Below are 15,712 nucleotides of genomic sequence, written 5' to 3'. Positions count from 1 at the left end.
CTCTCCTCCGTTTCCGCCCCACTGCCCGAGATCGAGCGGGAGTCACGGCCCTACGGAGCATCGGGGGATGCACATGAACAGCGCTCCGCACCTGCTGAACGAGGACCGCCAGGACTATGAGCGGATCCTCGATGAAGCGCTGCGCTCCGCGCCGCACCGCCCTGATCTGGCCGCCGTGGGCGACCGTCTGAACCCGGAACAACTGCGCACGATGGCGCTCAACGCGACCGCGCTCATCACCGCCGCCGCCGCGGCCGAGTACGACCACTACGTCAAGGTCCGCGAGGAGCTGCGCGAACCCGCACGCACCGAGACCACGGTCTCCGAATCCGGCCCGTCCGAGCCGTCCGCGTCCTCATCGGGGCCGATGGGCCTGGCCACGAGCATGGGCGAGGTCGCGGAGGGCGCGGGTCTGGTCGCCGTGGTCGCGGTCCTGGCTCCGGTCCTGGCCGGCACGGCGGCCGCGATCTTCCTGCTCATCGGCTACATCCTGCAGATGCTCACCCCTGAACCCGCCTTCGCCGACACCCTGTTGACGGCCGGCTGGTTCTTCGGGGCCCTCACCGCGGCGGGCATCCTGATCGCGGCGGTCGGACTCCTGATGACCGCGCTGCGCAACGGTTCCAACTCGCTGACCGCCGCCGGAAGCGGTGAACTGACCGAGGAGGTCTCCCGCGCCAGGGAAGCCTGGCGGGACGCGCTCCTGGAGCGGGGCGTGCTCCCCTTCCTCCGCGAGGCACTGGCCGACCCCGGCGCCGTCAGGCACCCCACCGCGAGCCCGCCGTCCAGCCGGATGCCCCAACTCGGCTACCACCGCCCCGGCTTCAGCAGCCCGGACGGCGGCCCTCCTGCGGGCCCCAAGCCCAGCTACTCGAGCCCGGACTTCTCCAGCCCGGACTTCGGGGGGCCGGAGCATCAGCCGGACTGAGGCGTGGGCGATGAGTCGGCCAGCTCCGCCTCCGGCCTGGTCCCGCCCCGCAGCCGCAACAGCCGTTCCCCGGTCGCGTACAGCGTGACCAGGAGCGGGCGCAGGGCCAGACCCGCCTCCGTGAGCTCATAGCGCGTACGGACGGGAAAGCCGCGCCGTCGCTCGACCGAGACCAGTCCGCTCTCCTGCAGGGTCCGCAGCCGCTCGCTGAGGACCTTCGCGGAGAGCTCGGGCAACCGCGTCCGCAGCTCCGTGAAGCCACGGGGACCGCTCATCAGCTCCCGCAGCACCAGCGTGGTCCAGCGGCCCGAGACGGCGGCCAGCGCGGCCTCCACCGGGCAGTCCGGCTCGGGGCGCCGGGTCCGGCCGGCCTCGCCGGGCACCAACTCCGGGTCCCAGGCGTGGATTTCCGTTTGGTGACCCACTTCGCCGGACTGTTCACTCGCCGTATGACGCATCGTCCCAGTGTGCCGCTGTCGACCACCGCCGCCGAGCATCCGTACGCCTTCGCCCGGGCCTTCAACACCTTCGATCCGGTGGCCCTGGACCAGCTCTACGAACCCGGCGCGGTCTTCGTGCCCGCCCCGGGCCGCGAGGCCACCGGGGCGGAGCGGATACGGGCGAACGCGGCCTTCCTCGGGCTGCGCGTGCCCATCCGTGTGACACCGCGCCACACCTACGTGGCCGGCGATCTGGCGCTGCTGATCGTCGACTTCGTGATCGACGGAGTCGGCGCCCACGGCAGCCCCGTCCACATCGAGGGCACCGCCACCGACGTGGCCCGCCGGGGCCCGGACGGCTACTGGCGCTACGCCATCGACAACCCCTTCGGAACCGCACACGATGCGGGCCGGCCCGAGTAGACGGACCGTCCCGCATCGGCCGAACCTCGGAACTCAGTCGGCGATCGGCAGATAAACCCGGTTGCCGGCGGCGGCGAACTCCTTGGACTTCTCCGCCATCCCCGCCTCGACCTCCGCCTGCGAACTCCCGTGCTCGCGCCGGATGTCGTGCGAGATCTTCATCGAGCAGAACTTCGGCCCGCACATCGAGCAGAAGTGCGCCGTCTTCGCGGGCTCCGCCGGCAGCGTCTCGTCGTGGAACTCGCGGGCCGTGTCCGGGTCGAGGGCCAGGTTGAACTGGTCCTCCCAGCGGAACTCGAAGCGCGCGTCCGAGAGCGCGTCGTCCCAGTCCTGGGCGCCCGGGTGCCCCTTGGCCAGGTCCGCCGCGTGCGCCGCGATCTTGTACGTGATCACGCCGGTCTTCACGTCGTCACGGTTGGGCAGGCCCAGGTGCTCCTTGGGCGTGACGTAGCAGAGCATCGCCGTGCCCCACCAGCCGATCATCGCGGCGCCGATGCCCGAGGTGATGTGGTCGTACGCCGGCGCGATGTCCGTGGTCAGCGGGCCCAGCGTGTAGAACGGGGCCTCCTCGCAGATCTCCTGCTGGAGGTCGATGTTCTCCTTGATCTTGTGCATCGGGACATGGCCCGGACCCTCGATCATCGTCTGGACGTTGTGCGCCTTGGCGATCTTGTTCAGCTCGCCCAGGGTCTCCAACTCCGCGAACTGCGCCCGGTCGTTGGCGTCCGCGATCGAGCCGGGCCGCAGGCCGTCACCGAGGGAGTACGTGACGTCGTACGCGGCGAGGATCTCGCAGAGCTCCTCGAAGCGCTCGTACAGGAAGGACTCCTTGTGGTGCGCGAGGCACCACGCCGCCATGATCGAGCCACCGCGCGAGACGATGCCCGTCTTGCGGTTCGCCGTCAGCGGGACGTACGGCAGGCGCACGCCGGCGTGCACCGTCATGTAGTCCACGCCCTGCTCGGCCTGCTCGATGACCGTGTCCTTGTAGACCTCCCAGGTGAGCTCCTCGGCGCGGCCGTCGACCTTCTCGAGCGCCTGGTAGAGCGGCACCGTGCCGATCGGGACCGGGGAGTTGCGCAGCACCCACTCGCGGGTGGTGTGGATGTTGCGGCCGGTCGAGAGGTCCATGACCGTGTCGGCGCCCCACTTGGTGGCCCAGGTCATCTTGTCGACCTCCTCCTCGATGGAGGAAGTGACGGCCGAGTTGCCGATATTGGCGTTCACCTTCACCAGGAACCGCTTGCCGATGATCATCGGCTCGATCTCCGGGTGGTTGATGTTCGCCGGAAGCACGGCACGGCCCGCGGCGATCTCGTCCCGTACGACCTCGGGCGCGACGTTCTCGCGGATCGCCACGTACTCCATCTCCGGCGTGATCTCCCCGCGCCGGGCATACGCGAGCTGTGTGACGGCCTCGCCGCCACGGCCCCGGCGGGGCAGCCGCGGCCGGCCCGGGAACACCGCGTCGAGGTTGCGCAGATTGCCGCCGCGCGGCGAGGTGTGCTTGATGCCGTCGTCCTCGGGGCGGACCGGCCGGCCCGCGTACTCCTCGGTGTCGCCGCGGGCGATGATCCAGTTCTCCCGCAGCGGCGCGAGGCCGCGCCGTACGTCGGTGTCGGCGTTCGGATCCGTATACGGGCCCGAAGTGTCGTACAGCGTGACCGACTTGCCGTTGGTGAGGTGCACCTGGCGCACCGGCACCTGCATGTCAGGGCGCGAGCCCTGGACGTATGCCTTGTGCCAGCCGATGGACTTCCCGGCCTCGTCGTCTTCAACGGAGGCAGGCGTGCGTACGTCCTGTGTGGTCATGAGACCGATCTCCCTACGCCGGCATTACCCGGTAACAGGTTCGGCGGTCGACGCAGCCATGTCCGTACGTCTCGTACGGAGATCAGCGCCCTCTCAGCCCGGTGCTCCGAGCTCCCGCGTGTGCAAAGGTGCCCCCACGCTAGCGTCATGTCGGCCACGCTGAACAGAGGGCCCCTGTCGTTCTTGCGATGATCGGTCGGTGACCACCACGCCTCAGCCACCTCAGCAGCCGCCTCAGCCCCCGCGTCCCCCGCAGGAACCACCGGGCGGCCACGGTCATGGGCACAGCCATAGCCACGGCCCGGCCGCGCCGGTCTCCAAGCATCTGCGCAAGGTGATCGCGGCCGTCCTGATCCCGTTCGCCACGGCGGTCCTCGTCGGGCTCGCGATCCTGTGGCCCGGCGGTACCCCCGAGCACAAGCGCACCGGCGTCGGCTTCGACCGGCAGACGTACGCGGCGAAGGTCACCGAGGTGCAGCAGGTCGACTGCAAGGACGTGAACGCCTCCCAGGTCCCGCCGACCGGCGACACCTCCACGGCCGAGGGCAACTCGGCGCAGCAGCAGGCGACCGGGGAGTGCAAGAAGGCGACGGTCGAGGTGACGGCCGGTCCCGACAAGGGCCGCAAGTTCACCGAGATCGTCCAGCCGGACGCGCCACGGCAGTTGGAGGAGGGGCAGGAGGTGGTGGTCGCCTACGCCCCCGACGCACCCGAGGAACTCCAGTACTCGGTGACGGATGTGAACCGCGGCACCCCGATGTGGCTGCTCGCCGCGATCTTCGCGGTGGCGGTGGTCGTGGTGGGCCGGATGCGCGGGGTGATGGCGCTCGTCGCGCTCGCCGTGAGCTTCGCGGTCCTGACGCTCTTCATCCTGCCGGCGATTCTGCAGGGCTCGAATCCGCTGGTGGTGGCGGTGGTCGGGGCCAGCGCGATCATGCTGCTCGCGCTGTACATGTGCCATGGACTCACCGCCCGTACGTCGGTGGCGGTGCTCGGCACGCTGATCTCGCTGCTTCTGATCGGGCTGCTCGGCTCGCTGTTCATCGGCTGGGCCTCGCTGACCGGCAACACCGACGACAACACCGGTCTGATCCACGGTCTCTACCCCGAGATCGACATGAGCGGTCTGCTGCTCGCGGGCGTCATCATCGGTTCGCTCGGTGTGCTCGACGACGTGACGGTCACGCAGACCTCCGCCGTCTGGGAGCTGCACCAGGCCGATCCGTCCATGACCGCGCGGCAGTTGTACCGCGCGGGCATCCGGATCGGCCGCGATCACATCGCGTCGGTGGTCAACACCCTGGTCCTGGCGTACGCGGGCGCCGCGCTGCCCCTGCTGCTGCTCTTCTCGATCGCCCAGTCCAGCGTGGGGACGGTGGCCAACAGCGAGCTGGTGGCGGAGGAGATCGTACGGACCCTCGTCGGCTCGATCGGCCTGGTGGCGTCCGTACCCGTGACGACGGCGCTGGCGGCGCTGGTGGTGGCGAAGGACAAGGGGCCGGGCGTGGCGGGCGTGCCGGGCGTGGCGGCAACCGATCCGGGGTCCCTGACCTCCACGGGCCGGATGAAGGCGGTCAAGCTGGGCGGGGGCAGTGGGCGGCGGCGCAAGAAGTAGGCGCGTACGACGGGCTCCGATCCCGTACGAAAGGGACCTCAGCCCGTGCTGTCCGCCAGGATCCGCCCCAGCGCCTCGTCGAGATGCGTGTCGAAGTCGGCGAGCGCGCGCTCCTGGCCGAGCGGGACGAGCCGGTCCGTACGGTCGAGGAAGGCGATCAGCGGCGCGATGGAGACCTTGAACAGGGCCTGATCGGTCCCCACTTGGAGCCGGATCAGCGCGTCGCTCAGCGGGTCGCTGCCGTGCGGTGCGATGTGCACATCGCCCTCGCCGCAGGGCCCGTTGACTCCGTCGACCAGCAGCTCGCGGCTGAACGCCCAGGTCACCGGGGCGTCTCCGGGCAGATGGAAAGTCAGGCGCACGGCATAGGGGTCACGCGTCTCGTACCGGAGCTCCACCGGGATGCGAAAAGAGAGCTCCTCGGAGACGAGAAAGCTCATCATGACCTCTGCGTGTACGGACTCGCGCATCGCCTACCCCGTCGTCTGCCGCGTCTTGAGTTGGGCCCGGAACCGTGTACCAAGTTTCACGTCCAGGAATCATCTTCCTGATGCTCCTGGCAGTTTGCTGAACGTACTCATCGGATCACAAGGAGTGAGTTTTCAGATACTGATACGCCACGCGCCGCACCCGTACAAGCACTCGCCAGGGCACTTCGGAGGGTGACACGGGCGGTGGTTCCGTAAACCGTGCGGGCATCGTGGGCCGGACCCGGAGCCTCACAGGCTGATCGAGAACGCCAGCGACCCCAGCTTGCGCCCCACCTCCGCCTGCAACTGCCGTGCCGCGGGCAGCAGCCGGCCCGCCTGGTGCGCGGGAAGGGAGATCGCGATGGTGGCGGCGGTCGAACCGGCCGTGATCGGGATGGCGGCGCAGACCTGGCCGAGCGCGTACTCCTGCCGCTCGACCACCGGCTGCATCCGGGGCAGCGCGGCGAGCCGGCGCAGCAGGGTGCGCTCGTCGCGCACGGAGTACGGGGTGACCGGCTGGACGGGATGGCGCGCGAGATGGTCGCGCCGTGCCTCCTCGTCCAGCTGGGAGAGCAGACACTGGCCGATCGCATGGGCGTGCGCGGTCTGCCGGAAGGCGGCCCACTCCTCGACGGCTCTGTTGCCCGGGCTGTCGGCGACGGCCTCGATCTCGACCTCGCCGTCGCGGTAGACCGCGAAATAGACCGGCACACCGATCACATCGCGCCAGTGCTCCATGACCTCACCGATCATGGCGCGACGTTTCTCCTTCGCCCCGTTGCTGGCAAGGCGCTCGGCCGCGTCGCCGAAGACGAAGACGCCCTTCTCGCGGCGCAGATAGCCCTCGTGGGCCAAGGTGCGAAGAAGGTGGTACGCGGTGGGCAGGGGCAGTCCGGCCTCGCGGGCCAGTTGCTTCGCCGGGGCGCCGCCGGCATGCGCCGCGACCGCCTCGAGCAGGCGCATCGCCCGCTGTACGGACCCGATCAGGGTCGGCGCGGGCGAGGCGGTCGAGGCGGCGTGGGTCGGGGCGGTGACGGATTCTGCCGAGGCCACGGTGCACTCCCCAGGCGCGAGGGATCCCCCGCCTGTGGGGTGCGGGGGTGGGCGGTCCGATCGCGCGGGGCCAGGGCCTGTCGCCCCGCGTAGGTTTCCGGACTTTAACGGCAGCGGACCTGATGTGCAGGCCATGGCCGGAAACTTCCCCCGGGCGAGGGAACCGGAAGCCGGTTCACCCCTCCGTGAACGTCACCACTCGCTACGCGAAGACGCGCTCGAGTCCTTGAACTTCCGTACGAGATAGATGAGTCCACCGACCAGGGCGGCGAAGACCAGGACCTTGAAGAGCAGGCCGACGACGAAGCTGACGAGCGTCCACAGGACGCTGCCGAACACCACGAGGGCGATCACCGGGATCGCGATCCACTTCACCCACCACGGCATCCCCGCGAGTATCTCCTTCATGGCGTCCTGCCTTTCTGCCCCGGCCGATCTCCGGCCCGGATTCCTGGGACCTCCCTGTGAGCTCCTGCCTCGATGCTAGGCGGACGGGGGTGCCCGGCGGGGCCCTCGCAGCCCTTGTCCTTCCCTGAAGCACCCCCTAGGGGCGGGCCTGGTCCGGCCTCAGCCTTCGGGCGGCGAGAAGACCACGAGAACCCGCAGATCCTCGCTGATGTGATGGAACTTGTGCGGCACTCCGGCGGGCACATAGACCACGCTCCCGCGCGCCACGGTCGTCGTCTCCATGCCCACGGTGAGCGAGGCCCGGCCGCTCACCACGAGGTACACCTCGTCCTGCTGATGCGGCTGCTGCGGATCGGCCTGCCCGGCGTCCAGGGCGTACAGCCCGACGGACATGTTCCGCTCGCGCAGAAACTGCAGGTAGGCCCCGTCATTGGCGGCCCGTTCCGCATCGAGCTCATCCAGTCGGAACGCCTTCATACCTGTCTGCTCCCCTGCCCGCCGTACACCTGGTGCCGCACGCCGGTGCCCGGCCGCGATCACGTCTGCCACGATCAGACACATGAAGAATTTCGTAGTCAAGACGATCGCCAACTCGGCCGCCCTCGCTGTGGCCATCTGGCTGATCGACGACATCACGCTCCCCGGCAACAGCACGCCCCGCAAGGTGCTCACGCTGATCCTGGTCGCGCTGGTCTTCGGCCTGGTCAACTTCCTGGTCAAGCCGATCGTCAAGCTGCTGACGCTCCCGCTGTTCATCCTGACGCTCGGCCTGATCACCCTCGTGGTCAACGCACTGATGCTGCTGCTCACCTCGTGGCTCGCCGACAAGCTGAATCTCAGCTTCCATGTCGAGGGCTTCTGGACGGCCGTCGTCGGCGGCCTGATCATCAGCATCGTGTCCTGGGCGATGCACATGGTCCTGCCGGACAAGGACTGAAGGATGGCGACGTATCCGGAGGGCACCTTCCGCGTCTGCTTCGTCTGCACCGGCAACATCTGCCGCTCGCCGATGGCCGAGCAGGTCTTCCGCGCGTACGTGACGGAGGCCGGCCTCGACTCTCTGGTCGAGGTGGACAGCGCGGGCACGGGCGGCTGGCACGAAGGGGACGGCGCGGATCCGCGTACGGTCGCGGTCCTCGAGGAGAACGGTTACGGCAGCGAGCACGCCGCCCGGCAGTTCCGGGCCGGCTGGTTCGCGCGCCTCGACCTGGTGATCGCCCTGGACGAGGGCCATCTGCGCGAACTACGCCGCCTCGCCCCGACCCCGGCGGACGCCGCCAAGGTACGGCTGCTGCGCGCGTACGACCCGGGCGCGGAGGGCGACTTGGACGTCCCCGATCCGTACTACGGCGGGCGGGACGGCTTCGACGCCTGCCTGGAGCTGGTCGAGGCGGCCTGCCCGGGGTTGCTCTCGGCTGTGCAGGGCGCGCTCGGCGAGAAGGGGGCCGCGTGAGCAGGAGTGTGGGTCCTGAGGGCATAGGGGACGTGGGTCCTGAGGGCTCAGGAGACGTGGGCCCTGAGGGCATAGGTGACGTGAATCCTGACGGCATACGTGAGCCGAAGGGCGGGCTCGGGGAGAGCACACGGGCGCTGCGCGCCGGTCTCCCCGAGCCCGTTCAGTTTCAACCGCCGTTTCCCGGGCCGGTCTTCACCTCGCACTACCACCTGGCCGGCGACCCGACCGGCCCGTACACCTACGGCCGCGACGAGAACCCCACCTGGAGCCTGCTCGAGCGGGCGACAGCCGAGCTCGAATCCCCCGCGGATCCCGGGGCGCAGGCGCTGGTCTTCGGCTCCGGGATGGCCGCGGTCAGTGCCGTCCTGTTCTCGCAGCTGCGCGCCGGCGACGCCGTGGTGCTGCCGTCGGACGGCTATCAGGCACTTCCTCTCGTACGGGACCAGCTCACCGCGTACGGCATCGAGGTCCGCACCGCCCCGACCGGCGGCTGCGGTGACGCTCAGCGTGCGCTGCTCGACGGCGCCCGGCTGCTCTGGCTGGAGACCCCGTCGAACCCCGGGCTCGACGTATGCGACATCCGCGCCCTGGCCGAGGCGGCGCACGCGCAAGGTGTGCGGGTCGCCGTCGACAACACCCTGGCCACTCCGCTCGGCCAGCGCCCGCTCGACCTCGGCGCGGACTTCTCCGTGGCCGCCGCGACCAAGGGCCTCACCGGGCACGGCGATCTGCTGCTCGGCTATGTGACCTCGCGCGATGCGGCACTGCTCGAGCCGGTACGGCGGTGGCGGAAGATCGTCGGGGCGATTCCCGGGCCGATGGAGGCCTGGCTCGCCCACCGCTCCCTGGCCACGCTCGAGCTGCGGCACGCGCGGCAGTGCGCGAACGCCCTCGCTCTGGCCGAGGCGTTGAGCGCCCGGGCCGAGGTGTCGGGGCTGCGCTATCCGGGGCTGCCCGGCGACCCCTCGTATGCGATCGCGGTCCGGCAGATGCGGCGCTTCGGCAGCGTCGTGTCCTTCACGCTCGACTCGCGGGCACGGGCCGAACGCTTTCTTGCGGCGCTCCGGCTGGTCGACGAGGCCACCAGTTTCGGGGGCGTACGGTCCACCGCCGAGCGCCGTGGACGGTGGGGCGGTGATGCCGTTGCGGAGGGCTTCATCCGCTTCTCGGTGGGCGCGGAGGACCCGCAAGACCTGGTGAGGGATGTGCTGCGCGCGCTGGAAGTGTCGTCCGCCTAGTACGCCGGCCGCTGCCACGCAGTACCGCGGCTACGTACAACGAACGGCCCGAGCCTCCCCCCTCGTGGCTCGGACCGTCCCGGTTCTGCGCGCGAAGAACCGCCCCACAAAGGCTAGTTGACTCTGTGTCAGTGTCCAATCACGGTAGCGACAGCGACCTATCGACTTATTTATAGTTGGGCGGGTCCGGGCGCCGCGCGAGAGCGGTCCGCCCGGCCGTGAGGGGGAGGGGACGCATGGATCTGGCCCTGCTGCGGACGTTCGTCACGGTGCACCGGGCCGGTTCCTTCACCCGCGCCGCCGCACTCCTCGGGCTCTCGCAGCCGGCGGTCACCTCGCAGATCCGCACCCTGGAGCGGCAGTTGGGCCGCCCGCTGTTCTTACGGCAAGCACGGGGCGTGACCCCCACGTCGATCGGCGACGAGCTCGCGCACAAGGCCGCGCCCCATCTGGACGCGCTGGTCGAGATAGCCGAGAGCGGGATCGCCGAGGAGTCCTCCGTACGCACGCTCCATCTGGCCGGACCGCCCGAGTTCACCGCCGAGCGCGCCCTGCCCGCGCTCACCGCCCTGACCGGCGAGGACGGTCAGGGCTTCACTCTGCGGGCCTCCTTCGGCACGGCCGAGGAGACCTTGGAGGGTCTGGCCGCCGGTCATCACGATCTCGCCATCTCCGCGGCCCGGCCACGCGGCGGGCTGCTGACCGCCACCGCGCTCTGCGACGAGGAGCATGTCCTGGTCGCGGCGCCTTCCTGGCAGCAGAAGCTCGGTGCCGGCGCGATACGCCGCCATGGCGCGCTGGCCCTGGAGGGCCTGCCGGTCGTCGAGGTGCATGAATCACTGCCGCTGGTCGCGCGCTACTGGGCGGCCGTCTTCGACACCCGGCCCGCCGCCGCGGGCACCGTGGTCGTCCCCGATCTGCGGGCCGTGCTCGCCTGCGCCACCGCGGGCGCCGGGTTCGCGGTGCTGCCGCGCTATCTGTGCCAAGGCGCCCTGGAACGCGGCGACGTGGTGGCGCTCCTCGAACCGCAGGTGCCTCCGCTGCGCACGTACTTCCTGGTCGTCCGCACCGGCACCCTCGCCATGCCGCATATCGCGCGGGCGCACGAGTGGCTTCTGGGGGCGGCAACCGACTGGTGCTGAGCGCCGGTCGGACCGGCGTCGAGCCCCGACTCGGGACGCTTCAGAACTTCCACCGTGTTTCACGTGGAACATGACGGGCCACATTCCCTCCATGACCGTCCGACCCGTGGTCAAGCGCACCGCACGAGCCGTCCTGCTCGACGGCGACGACCTGATCCTGATCAAGCGCACCAAGCCCGGCATCGATCCCTACTGGGTCACACCCGGCGGGGGAGTCGAGCCCGGGGACGCGACCGTGGTCGACGCCCTGCACCGCGAGGTGTACGAGGAACTGGGCGCCAAGATCACCGATGTCGTGCCCTGCTTCGTGGACACCGTCGAACACATCGGGGCCGACGGTGGGGCCACCGGCGTGAAGGTGCAGCACTTCTTCGTCTGCCACCTCGAGTCCATGGACCCCTCGCTGCGGCACGGCCCGGAGATGGAGGAGGGCATCGGCGAGTACGAGATCGTCAAGATCCCGTTCACCCGCGTCGGGATCGCCTCGGTCCATCTCGTACCGCTGTCGCTGCGGCACTATCTCGACGGCAACATCGAGGGCGTACGGGCGATGCACGCACCCGACCTGGGCTGAGCACTCCGCACATCACGGGAGGTCAGTGCGCCGCGGCGACCAGTTCCTCGAACTCGTCATGCCGTATGCGCTCGGACGGTATCCCCGCGCCGAGCAGCGCGTCGATGCCGTTGCGGATCATGCCGGGCGGTCCGGACAGATAGGCGTCGTACTCGTTCCACGGCCCGTAGTCGCGTACGGCGTCCGGCAGTTGGACGTGGTGGCGGTCCAGGCGGTCCACGACGGGGCGCACGGCCAGCCACGGGTGGGACTGCTGCAGCCGGAGCATGGTGTCGATGTCATAGAGGTCGTGATCGCTGCGGGCGCCGTAGAAGACCTCGACGGGCCGGCGCTCGCCGTGCTCTGCGACATCCTCGATCAGCGCCTTGATGGGCGCGATGCCGGTGCCGCCGCCGAGACAGAGCATCCCGTTCTCGGTGGTGTGGTCGACCGTCATGGTGCCGGCGGGCGGCCCCAGACGCAGGGTGTCCCCGGGCCGGGCGCGGTGCACCAGGGCGTTGGAGACCCAGCCGGCCGGGACGGCCTTCACATGGAAGGAGAGCAGTCCGTCGGTCCGCGGCGCGGAGGCGAAGGAGTAGTGCCGCCATATGCGCGGCCACCAGGGGGTCTCGAGGCTGGTGTACTGCCCGGCGAGGAAGGGGTACGGCTGGTCGGGCCGGACCGTCACCACCGCTATGTCGGGGGTGCGTTGATCGTGCGAGACCACCTCGGCGTACCACCAGGGCGGCGACTTCCGCTCGTCCTCGGCCGCGGCGTCGATCATCACCTGCGAGATGGTGGTGTACGCGCGGACCCAGGCGGCCTCGGTCTCCGCGTTCCAGCTGTCGGTCGCGTAGTGGCTCAGGGCGCCGAGCAGAGCCTCGCCCACGGCCGGGTAGTGCTCGGCATGCGTGCCGTACTTGCGGTGGCCGCGGCCGAGGTGCTGGAGATACGTGACCAGGACCTGCTTGTTGTCGATGTGCTCGGCGGCGGTGAGCAGCGCCTTGAGCAGCCGGTCGCGCTGGGTGTCCATCGACGCGGGGAACATGCTGCGCAGATGGGGGTGGCGCACGAAGAGCAGCGCGTAGAAGTACGAGGTGACCTTGTCGGCGACGGGGCCGATCTCGGCCATGGTGCGCTGGATGAGCTGGGCGTCCGGCGAGGGAGCGGGCCGGGGCGCTCTGGGCTCGGCGGTCTCGGGCTCAGGGTTCGACGGGCTGACCGGCTTGTGCGGGGTGAACCAGCCGCCGTCCTCACCTGAAATCCCGTTATCGGCCGACGTGGTGGTCGGAGCGTCCATGTTGTGCCTCGCCTCGAACATCTTTCGGTCGGTCTGTGCACTTCCCTGTCGGAAGTTGCGCGATATTCCCCGCTCTGCATCACATGTGCTGTGTCACACGTCGCTCTGCAGCAATGCGGCCGCCGCATTCACCTCCGGACATACCGTCATTACCGACGCACCGGAGAAAGTGATATAGGCCGCAGTCCCGCCACGGCAGCGTGGCATGCATTGCGTGGACATCGGACAAATAGCGGGAAGTCCGGGTAACCGATCCCTCCATGACGTTAGGCTGCATGACCTGCGTGCCGGGAACCACAAGGGCCCCGGCACGAACCGGAGTCGACCATACCGGCCGCGCTCCCCCGCACAAGCCCCTTCCCCTGTTCGCGAAATTCAGCTACTACTCGCCGGTAATTTCACTTACCGAACCGGCTTCACGATTTCGCAAGCCTCACGCAGATCACGGCCCGTATAGGCGTGAGTGGCCAGTTGAGCCACGTGATGATCCGCATTCACGGCCACCGAGACAGGCACCGCGGCGAACAGTTCGGCATCCGAGCGTGAGTCGCCGTACGCGACGCAGTCGGTTCTGGCCAGCCCGAATGATTCACAGAGCGCGTCCGCGATCTTCACTTTTCCTCCAGCATCGAGAATGCCGGCGGGATCGATAGGTGAGGCGAACGGCACATGGGGAAAGACCGAGCCGTGCGCCGCATGTGCTCCCCAGCCGAGCAGGCGCTCCACGAAGAACGAGGGCGACAGCGACACCACCGCCACGTACTCCCCGCGCGCCCTGATCGTGGCCCAGGCCTCCTCGATACCCGTCAGCCAAGGCGCCCCCTCGAAGGCGGCCGTCACATCGGCGACGGTCAGCTGCGCCCAGAGTTCGCGCACACGGACCGCGTACTCCACCGGGCTGAGCCGCCCGGCGACGAAGGTCCGTTCGATCTCGGCGATCTCGGCACCCAAGCCGAGCTGCCGGGAGATCTCCACGGGGGCCGCGCTGCCGTGGAGCAGGGTCCCGTCCAAGTCGAAGAGGTGAAGGCGTGACATACGCCGACGCTAGTACGCGCGGTTACTCCCGCTGTCAGACGACCCGGGGCCGTCCTCGGCGGCACTGTGTTTCACGTGAAACTAAGCCGCCCCGCTCGCCGGGCCACCCTCGTCGTCCATGTCGCCGCCGCTGCCGGCTGGCTCGGGCTCACGCTCGGGCTGCTCGCCCTGGCCACCGCGGCGATCACCACCGATTCCGCGGCCACCACCGAGGCCGCGGTCCGCTCGATGAAGATCTTCGCGGACTGGCTGGTGCTTCCGCTGGCGCTGCTCACGCTGCTCAGCGGAGTCCTGCTCTCGCTCGGCACCCCTTGGGGTCTTGCGCGGCACCGCTGGGTCTACACCAAGTTCTGGCTGACCCTGGCCACGACCGCGGCCTCCACCTTCGCGCTGCGCCCCGGAGTGACCCACAACGCCCAGGTCGTCGCCGCGGGCGGAGCGCTTCCCGACCCCACGGACCTGATCATGGGCCCGATCGTCTCCCTCTCCGCGTATCTCTTCATGACCGTGATCTCGGTGCTCAAGCCCTGGGGTCTGACGAAGCGCGGCCGCAGGCAGCGCGCCGGCTCGGCGGAGCGTGGCCGAAAGCACGGCCCCGGCTCCCGGAAAGCACTGGACGCGAAGGCCGTCCGTCAGCCAGCCTGACCTGCGTGCCGACACCTTCCCTTGCTGACCTGCCCGTACGCCGCCTCACCCCCCGCGATATGCCTCTCTGTGCGGACCTCTCCGAGGACCGTGGATGGCCGCGTGAAGAACACAAGTGGGGCCTGCTTCTCTCCGCCGGACAGGGCTACGGCATCGACGACCCTGCGGGTGGCCTGGTGGCCGCCTGCACGGTCACGTCGTACGGCACGTCGGATCAGCCCGAACTGGCCGCGATCGGCATGGTGTTGGTGGCCCAGCGGCACGCCCGTCAGGGTGTGGGACGGCGGCTGATGAAGGAGGTGCTGGCGCTCCTGGAGGGCTCTCCGATCACGCTGCACGCGACGCCGAACGGTCAACCGCTGTACGAGGAGCTCGGTTTCAAGACAATCGGCCGGGCCGAGATGGTGCGCGGCCACTTCCGCGCCTTTGGCCCGGCGCCGGCCGTCCCCACGCGCGCGGCCACGGCGGAGGACCTCCCGGCGCTGCTCCGCCTGGACGCCGAGGTCTTCGGCCCGGACCGCACCCATGTGCTCACGCGCCTGCCGGCCTTCGCCGACCAGCTGCGGGTGGCGGAGTCGTCCGCCGGCGAACTCCTGGGCTACGCGGCCGCCTGGCCCAATATGCAGACCCACGTCATCGGCCCGCTGATCGCCCGCGACACGGAGACGGCGAAGTCCCTCGTCGCCTCACTGGCGGCGCACACCGACCGCCCGCTGCGCACGGACATCGACGTCCGCCACGAGGAACTTCTGACCTGGATCAAGTCCCAGGGCGTCGAGCCGGTGGCCTTCAACGCGGTAATGGCATACGGCACCCCAGAACTCCCCGGCGACTGGCCCCGCCGCTTCGCCCCACTGACGGTGGCAGCGGGCTGAGCCCGGGGCTCGGCGGCGGGCTGAGTCCGGGGACCTGCCATCGGAGCCGCGCCCCGGCCCGCCACGGCGCTTCCCGAGGCCCGCTGTCCGGGTTCTGCTGCGTCTACTTCTTACCGCCTCTTACCGCCGGTGCGTTCGGCGCGTGCGGTTTCGTCGTGGGTCGGGGCCGGGGTGGGGTGCTTGCTCATTCGGGCAATGGCACCGTTCCCGCGAAGGGTTGCCGCCAACGTCGGGGGTGCCCGAATGACAATGCACCCCACCCCGTCCCCTCACGCCGTCGCGCGGCTACCGGCCGGTGGGGTGTTCCGCCCTACACCCC

Annotated in this window: 18 protein-coding genes; 10 read left to right on the top strand and 8 right to left on the bottom strand. The window is 69.7% G+C overall.

Annotated elements, in window-relative coordinates; translation table 11 throughout:
- Nucleotides 1-67 precede the first annotated feature (67 nt).
- Nucleotides 68-928, top strand: coding sequence for a hypothetical protein (locus G6045_RS20420; RefSeq protein WP_165333462.1), 861 nt, complete (start codon nt 68-70; stop codon nt 926-928).
- Here the strand turns inward: G6045_RS20420 and G6045_RS20415 are convergent.
- Nucleotides 916-1,386, bottom strand: coding sequence for a winged helix-turn-helix transcriptional regulator (locus G6045_RS20415; protein ID WP_206343962.1), 471 nt, complete (start codon nt 1,384-1,386; stop codon nt 916-918). The genes G6045_RS20420 and G6045_RS20415 overlap by 13 nt on opposite strands.
- Between G6045_RS20415 and G6045_RS20410 the strand changes: the two genes are divergently transcribed.
- A complete protein-coding gene (locus tag G6045_RS20410; RefSeq protein WP_165333460.1) occupies nt 1,378-1,791 on the top strand; it encodes a YybH family protein in 414 nt (137 codons plus the stop codon). The two genes, G6045_RS20415 and G6045_RS20410, sit on opposite strands and share 9 nt — an antisense overlap.
- A 33-nt stretch (nt 1,792-1,824) precedes the next feature.
- Here G6045_RS20410 and thiC read toward each other — a convergent pair whose 3' ends face one another.
- A complete protein-coding gene (thiC, locus tag G6045_RS20405) occupies nt 1,825-3,603 on the bottom strand; it encodes a phosphomethylpyrimidine synthase ThiC (protein WP_165333459.1) in 1,779 nt (592 codons plus the stop codon).
- A 199-nt stretch (nt 3,604-3,802) separates the two neighbouring features.
- Between thiC and G6045_RS20400 the strand changes: the two genes are divergently transcribed.
- Nucleotides 3,803-5,218, top strand: a complete 1,416-nt coding sequence (locus G6045_RS20400) for a YibE/F family protein (protein WP_165333458.1) — start codon at nt 3,803-3,805, stop codon at nt 5,216-5,218.
- Nucleotides 5,219-5,256: 38 nt separating this feature from the next.
- Here G6045_RS20400 and G6045_RS20395 read toward each other — a convergent pair whose 3' ends face one another.
- The 4 genes from G6045_RS20395 to G6045_RS20380 form a co-directional block, all read right to left on the bottom strand.
- Nucleotides 5,257-5,688, bottom strand: a complete 432-nt coding sequence (locus G6045_RS20395; protein WP_165333457.1) for an SsgA family sporulation/cell division regulator — start codon at nt 5,686-5,688, stop codon at nt 5,257-5,259.
- A 249-nt stretch (nt 5,689-5,937) separates the two neighbouring features.
- Nucleotides 5,938-6,651, bottom strand: a complete 714-nt coding sequence (locus G6045_RS20390; protein ID WP_165333475.1) for an IclR family transcriptional regulator — start codon at nt 6,649-6,651, stop codon at nt 5,938-5,940.
- A 282-nt stretch (nt 6,652-6,933) separates the two neighbouring features.
- Nucleotides 6,934-7,149: a DUF5326 family protein gene (locus tag G6045_RS20385; protein ID WP_165333456.1), complete on the bottom strand. Its 216-nt coding sequence runs from the start codon at nt 7,147-7,149 to the stop codon at nt 6,934-6,936.
- Nucleotides 7,150-7,308: 159 nt separating this feature from the next.
- The gene (locus G6045_RS20380) at nt 7,309-7,626 is read right to left on the bottom strand and encodes a cupin domain-containing protein (RefSeq protein ID WP_165333455.1); all 318 of its coding nucleotides are present in this window, start codon (nt 7,624-7,626) and stop codon (nt 7,309-7,311) included.
- Between the two features lie 82 nt (nt 7,627-7,708).
- Here G6045_RS20380 and G6045_RS20375 point away from each other — a divergent pair, with 82 nt between their 5' ends.
- The 5 genes from G6045_RS20375 to G6045_RS20355 all read left to right on the top strand — a co-directional run bounded on the left by G6045_RS20375 (nt 7,709) and on the right by G6045_RS20355 (nt 11,559).
- Nucleotides 7,709-8,086 carry a phage holin family protein gene (locus G6045_RS20375; RefSeq protein ID WP_165333454.1) on the top strand — a complete coding sequence of 126 codons (378 nt, stop codon included), beginning with the start codon at nt 7,709-7,711 and terminating at the stop codon, nt 8,084-8,086.
- A 3-nt stretch (nt 8,087-8,089) separates the two neighbouring features.
- Nucleotides 8,090-8,602 carry a low molecular weight protein-tyrosine-phosphatase gene (locus G6045_RS20370; RefSeq protein WP_165333453.1) on the top strand — a complete coding sequence of 171 codons (513 nt, stop codon included), beginning with the start codon at nt 8,090-8,092 and terminating at the stop codon, nt 8,600-8,602.
- A gap of 80 nt (nt 8,603-8,682) precedes the next feature.
- A complete protein-coding gene (locus G6045_RS20365; RefSeq protein WP_328707838.1) occupies nt 8,683-9,843 on the top strand; it encodes a cystathionine gamma-lyase in 1,161 nt (386 codons plus the stop codon).
- 236 nt (nt 9,844-10,079) lie between these two features.
- Nucleotides 10,080-10,985 carry a LysR family transcriptional regulator gene (locus G6045_RS20360; RefSeq protein WP_165333452.1) on the top strand — a complete coding sequence of 302 codons (906 nt, stop codon included), beginning with the start codon at nt 10,080-10,082 and terminating at the stop codon, nt 10,983-10,985.
- Between the two features lie 91 nt (nt 10,986-11,076).
- Nucleotides 11,077-11,559, top strand: coding sequence for an NUDIX domain-containing protein (locus G6045_RS20355; RefSeq protein ID WP_165333451.1), 483 nt, complete (start codon nt 11,077-11,079; stop codon nt 11,557-11,559).
- A gap of 22 nt (nt 11,560-11,581) precedes the next feature.
- Here G6045_RS20355 and G6045_RS20350 read toward each other — a convergent pair whose 3' ends face one another.
- Together G6045_RS20350 and G6045_RS20345 are read right to left on the bottom strand one after the other, a co-directional pair.
- The gene (locus tag G6045_RS20350; protein ID WP_165333450.1) at nt 11,582-12,859 is read right to left on the bottom strand and encodes a globin domain-containing protein; all 1,278 of its coding nucleotides are present in this window, start codon (nt 12,857-12,859) and stop codon (nt 11,582-11,584) included.
- Nucleotides 12,860-13,240: 381 nt separating this feature from the next.
- Nucleotides 13,241-13,873 carry an HAD family hydrolase gene (locus G6045_RS20345; RefSeq protein ID WP_165333449.1) on the bottom strand — a complete coding sequence of 211 codons (633 nt, stop codon included), beginning with the start codon at nt 13,871-13,873 and terminating at the stop codon, nt 13,241-13,243.
- Nucleotides 13,874-13,948: 75 nt separating this feature from the next.
- Here G6045_RS20345 and G6045_RS20340 point away from each other — a divergent pair, with 75 nt between their 5' ends.
- Nucleotides 13,949-14,518, top strand: coding sequence for a DUF2269 domain-containing protein (locus G6045_RS20340; protein ID WP_165333448.1), 570 nt, complete (start codon nt 13,949-13,951; stop codon nt 14,516-14,518).
- 5 nt (nt 14,519-14,523) lie between these two features.
- Complete coding sequence (locus tag G6045_RS20335; RefSeq protein WP_165333447.1) at nt 14,524-15,393, top strand: GNAT family N-acetyltransferase; 870 nt, start codon at nt 14,524-14,526, stop codon at nt 15,391-15,393.
- The last annotated feature ends 319 nt before the right edge of the window (nt 15,394-15,712 follow it).

Source organism: Streptomyces mesophilus (assembly GCF_011044995.1).
In the GTDB taxonomy this organism is placed as follows: Bacteria; Actinomycetota; Actinomycetes; order Streptomycetales; family Streptomycetaceae; genus Streptomyces; species Streptomyces mesophilus.
This window is presented reverse-complemented; position numbering and strand designations above follow the sequence as displayed.

Excerpts from the sequence above, each read along its gene's own strand:
- G6045_RS20360 (WP_165333452.1), top strand. The coding sequence starts at position 10,080 with ATGGATCTGGCCCTGCTGCGGACGTTCGTCACGGTGCACCGGGCCGGT.
- G6045_RS20385 (WP_165333456.1), bottom strand. The coding sequence starts at position 7,149 with ATGAAGGAGATACTCGCGGGGATGCCGTGGTGGGTGAAGTGGATCGCG.
- G6045_RS20410 (WP_165333460.1), top strand. The coding sequence starts at position 1,378 with ATGACGCATCGTCCCAGTGTGCCGCTGTCGACCACCGCCGCCGAGCAT.
- G6045_RS20390 (WP_165333475.1), bottom strand. The coding sequence starts at position 6,651 with ATGCGCCTGCTCGAGGCGGTCGCGGCGCATGCCGGCGGCGCCCCGGCG.
- G6045_RS20345 (WP_165333449.1), bottom strand. The coding sequence starts at position 13,873 with ATGTCACGCCTTCACCTCTTCGACTTGGACGGGACCCTGCTCCACGGC.
- G6045_RS20375 (WP_165333454.1), top strand. The coding sequence starts at position 7,709 with ATGAAGAATTTCGTAGTCAAGACGATCGCCAACTCGGCCGCCCTCGCT.
- thiC (WP_165333459.1), bottom strand. The coding sequence starts at position 3,603 with ATGACCACACAGGACGTACGCACGCCTGCCTCCGTTGAAGACGACGAG.
- G6045_RS20420 (WP_165333462.1), top strand. The coding sequence starts at position 68 with ATGCACATGAACAGCGCTCCGCACCTGCTGAACGAGGACCGCCAGGAC.
- G6045_RS20395 (WP_165333457.1), bottom strand. The coding sequence starts at position 5,688 with ATGCGCGAGTCCGTACACGCAGAGGTCATGATGAGCTTTCTCGTCTCC.
- G6045_RS20415 (WP_206343962.1), bottom strand. The coding sequence starts at position 1,386 with ATGCGTCATACGGCGAGTGAACAGTCCGGCGAAGTGGGTCACCAAACG.
- G6045_RS20355 (WP_165333451.1), top strand. The coding sequence starts at position 11,077 with ATGACCGTCCGACCCGTGGTCAAGCGCACCGCACGAGCCGTCCTGCTC.
- G6045_RS20370 (WP_165333453.1), top strand. The coding sequence starts at position 8,090 with ATGGCGACGTATCCGGAGGGCACCTTCCGCGTCTGCTTCGTCTGCACC.
- G6045_RS20380 (WP_165333455.1), bottom strand. The coding sequence starts at position 7,626 with ATGAAGGCGTTCCGACTGGATGAGCTCGATGCGGAACGGGCCGCCAAT.
- G6045_RS20350 (WP_165333450.1), bottom strand. The coding sequence starts at position 12,859 with ATGTTCGAGGCGAGGCACAACATGGACGCTCCGACCACCACGTCGGCC.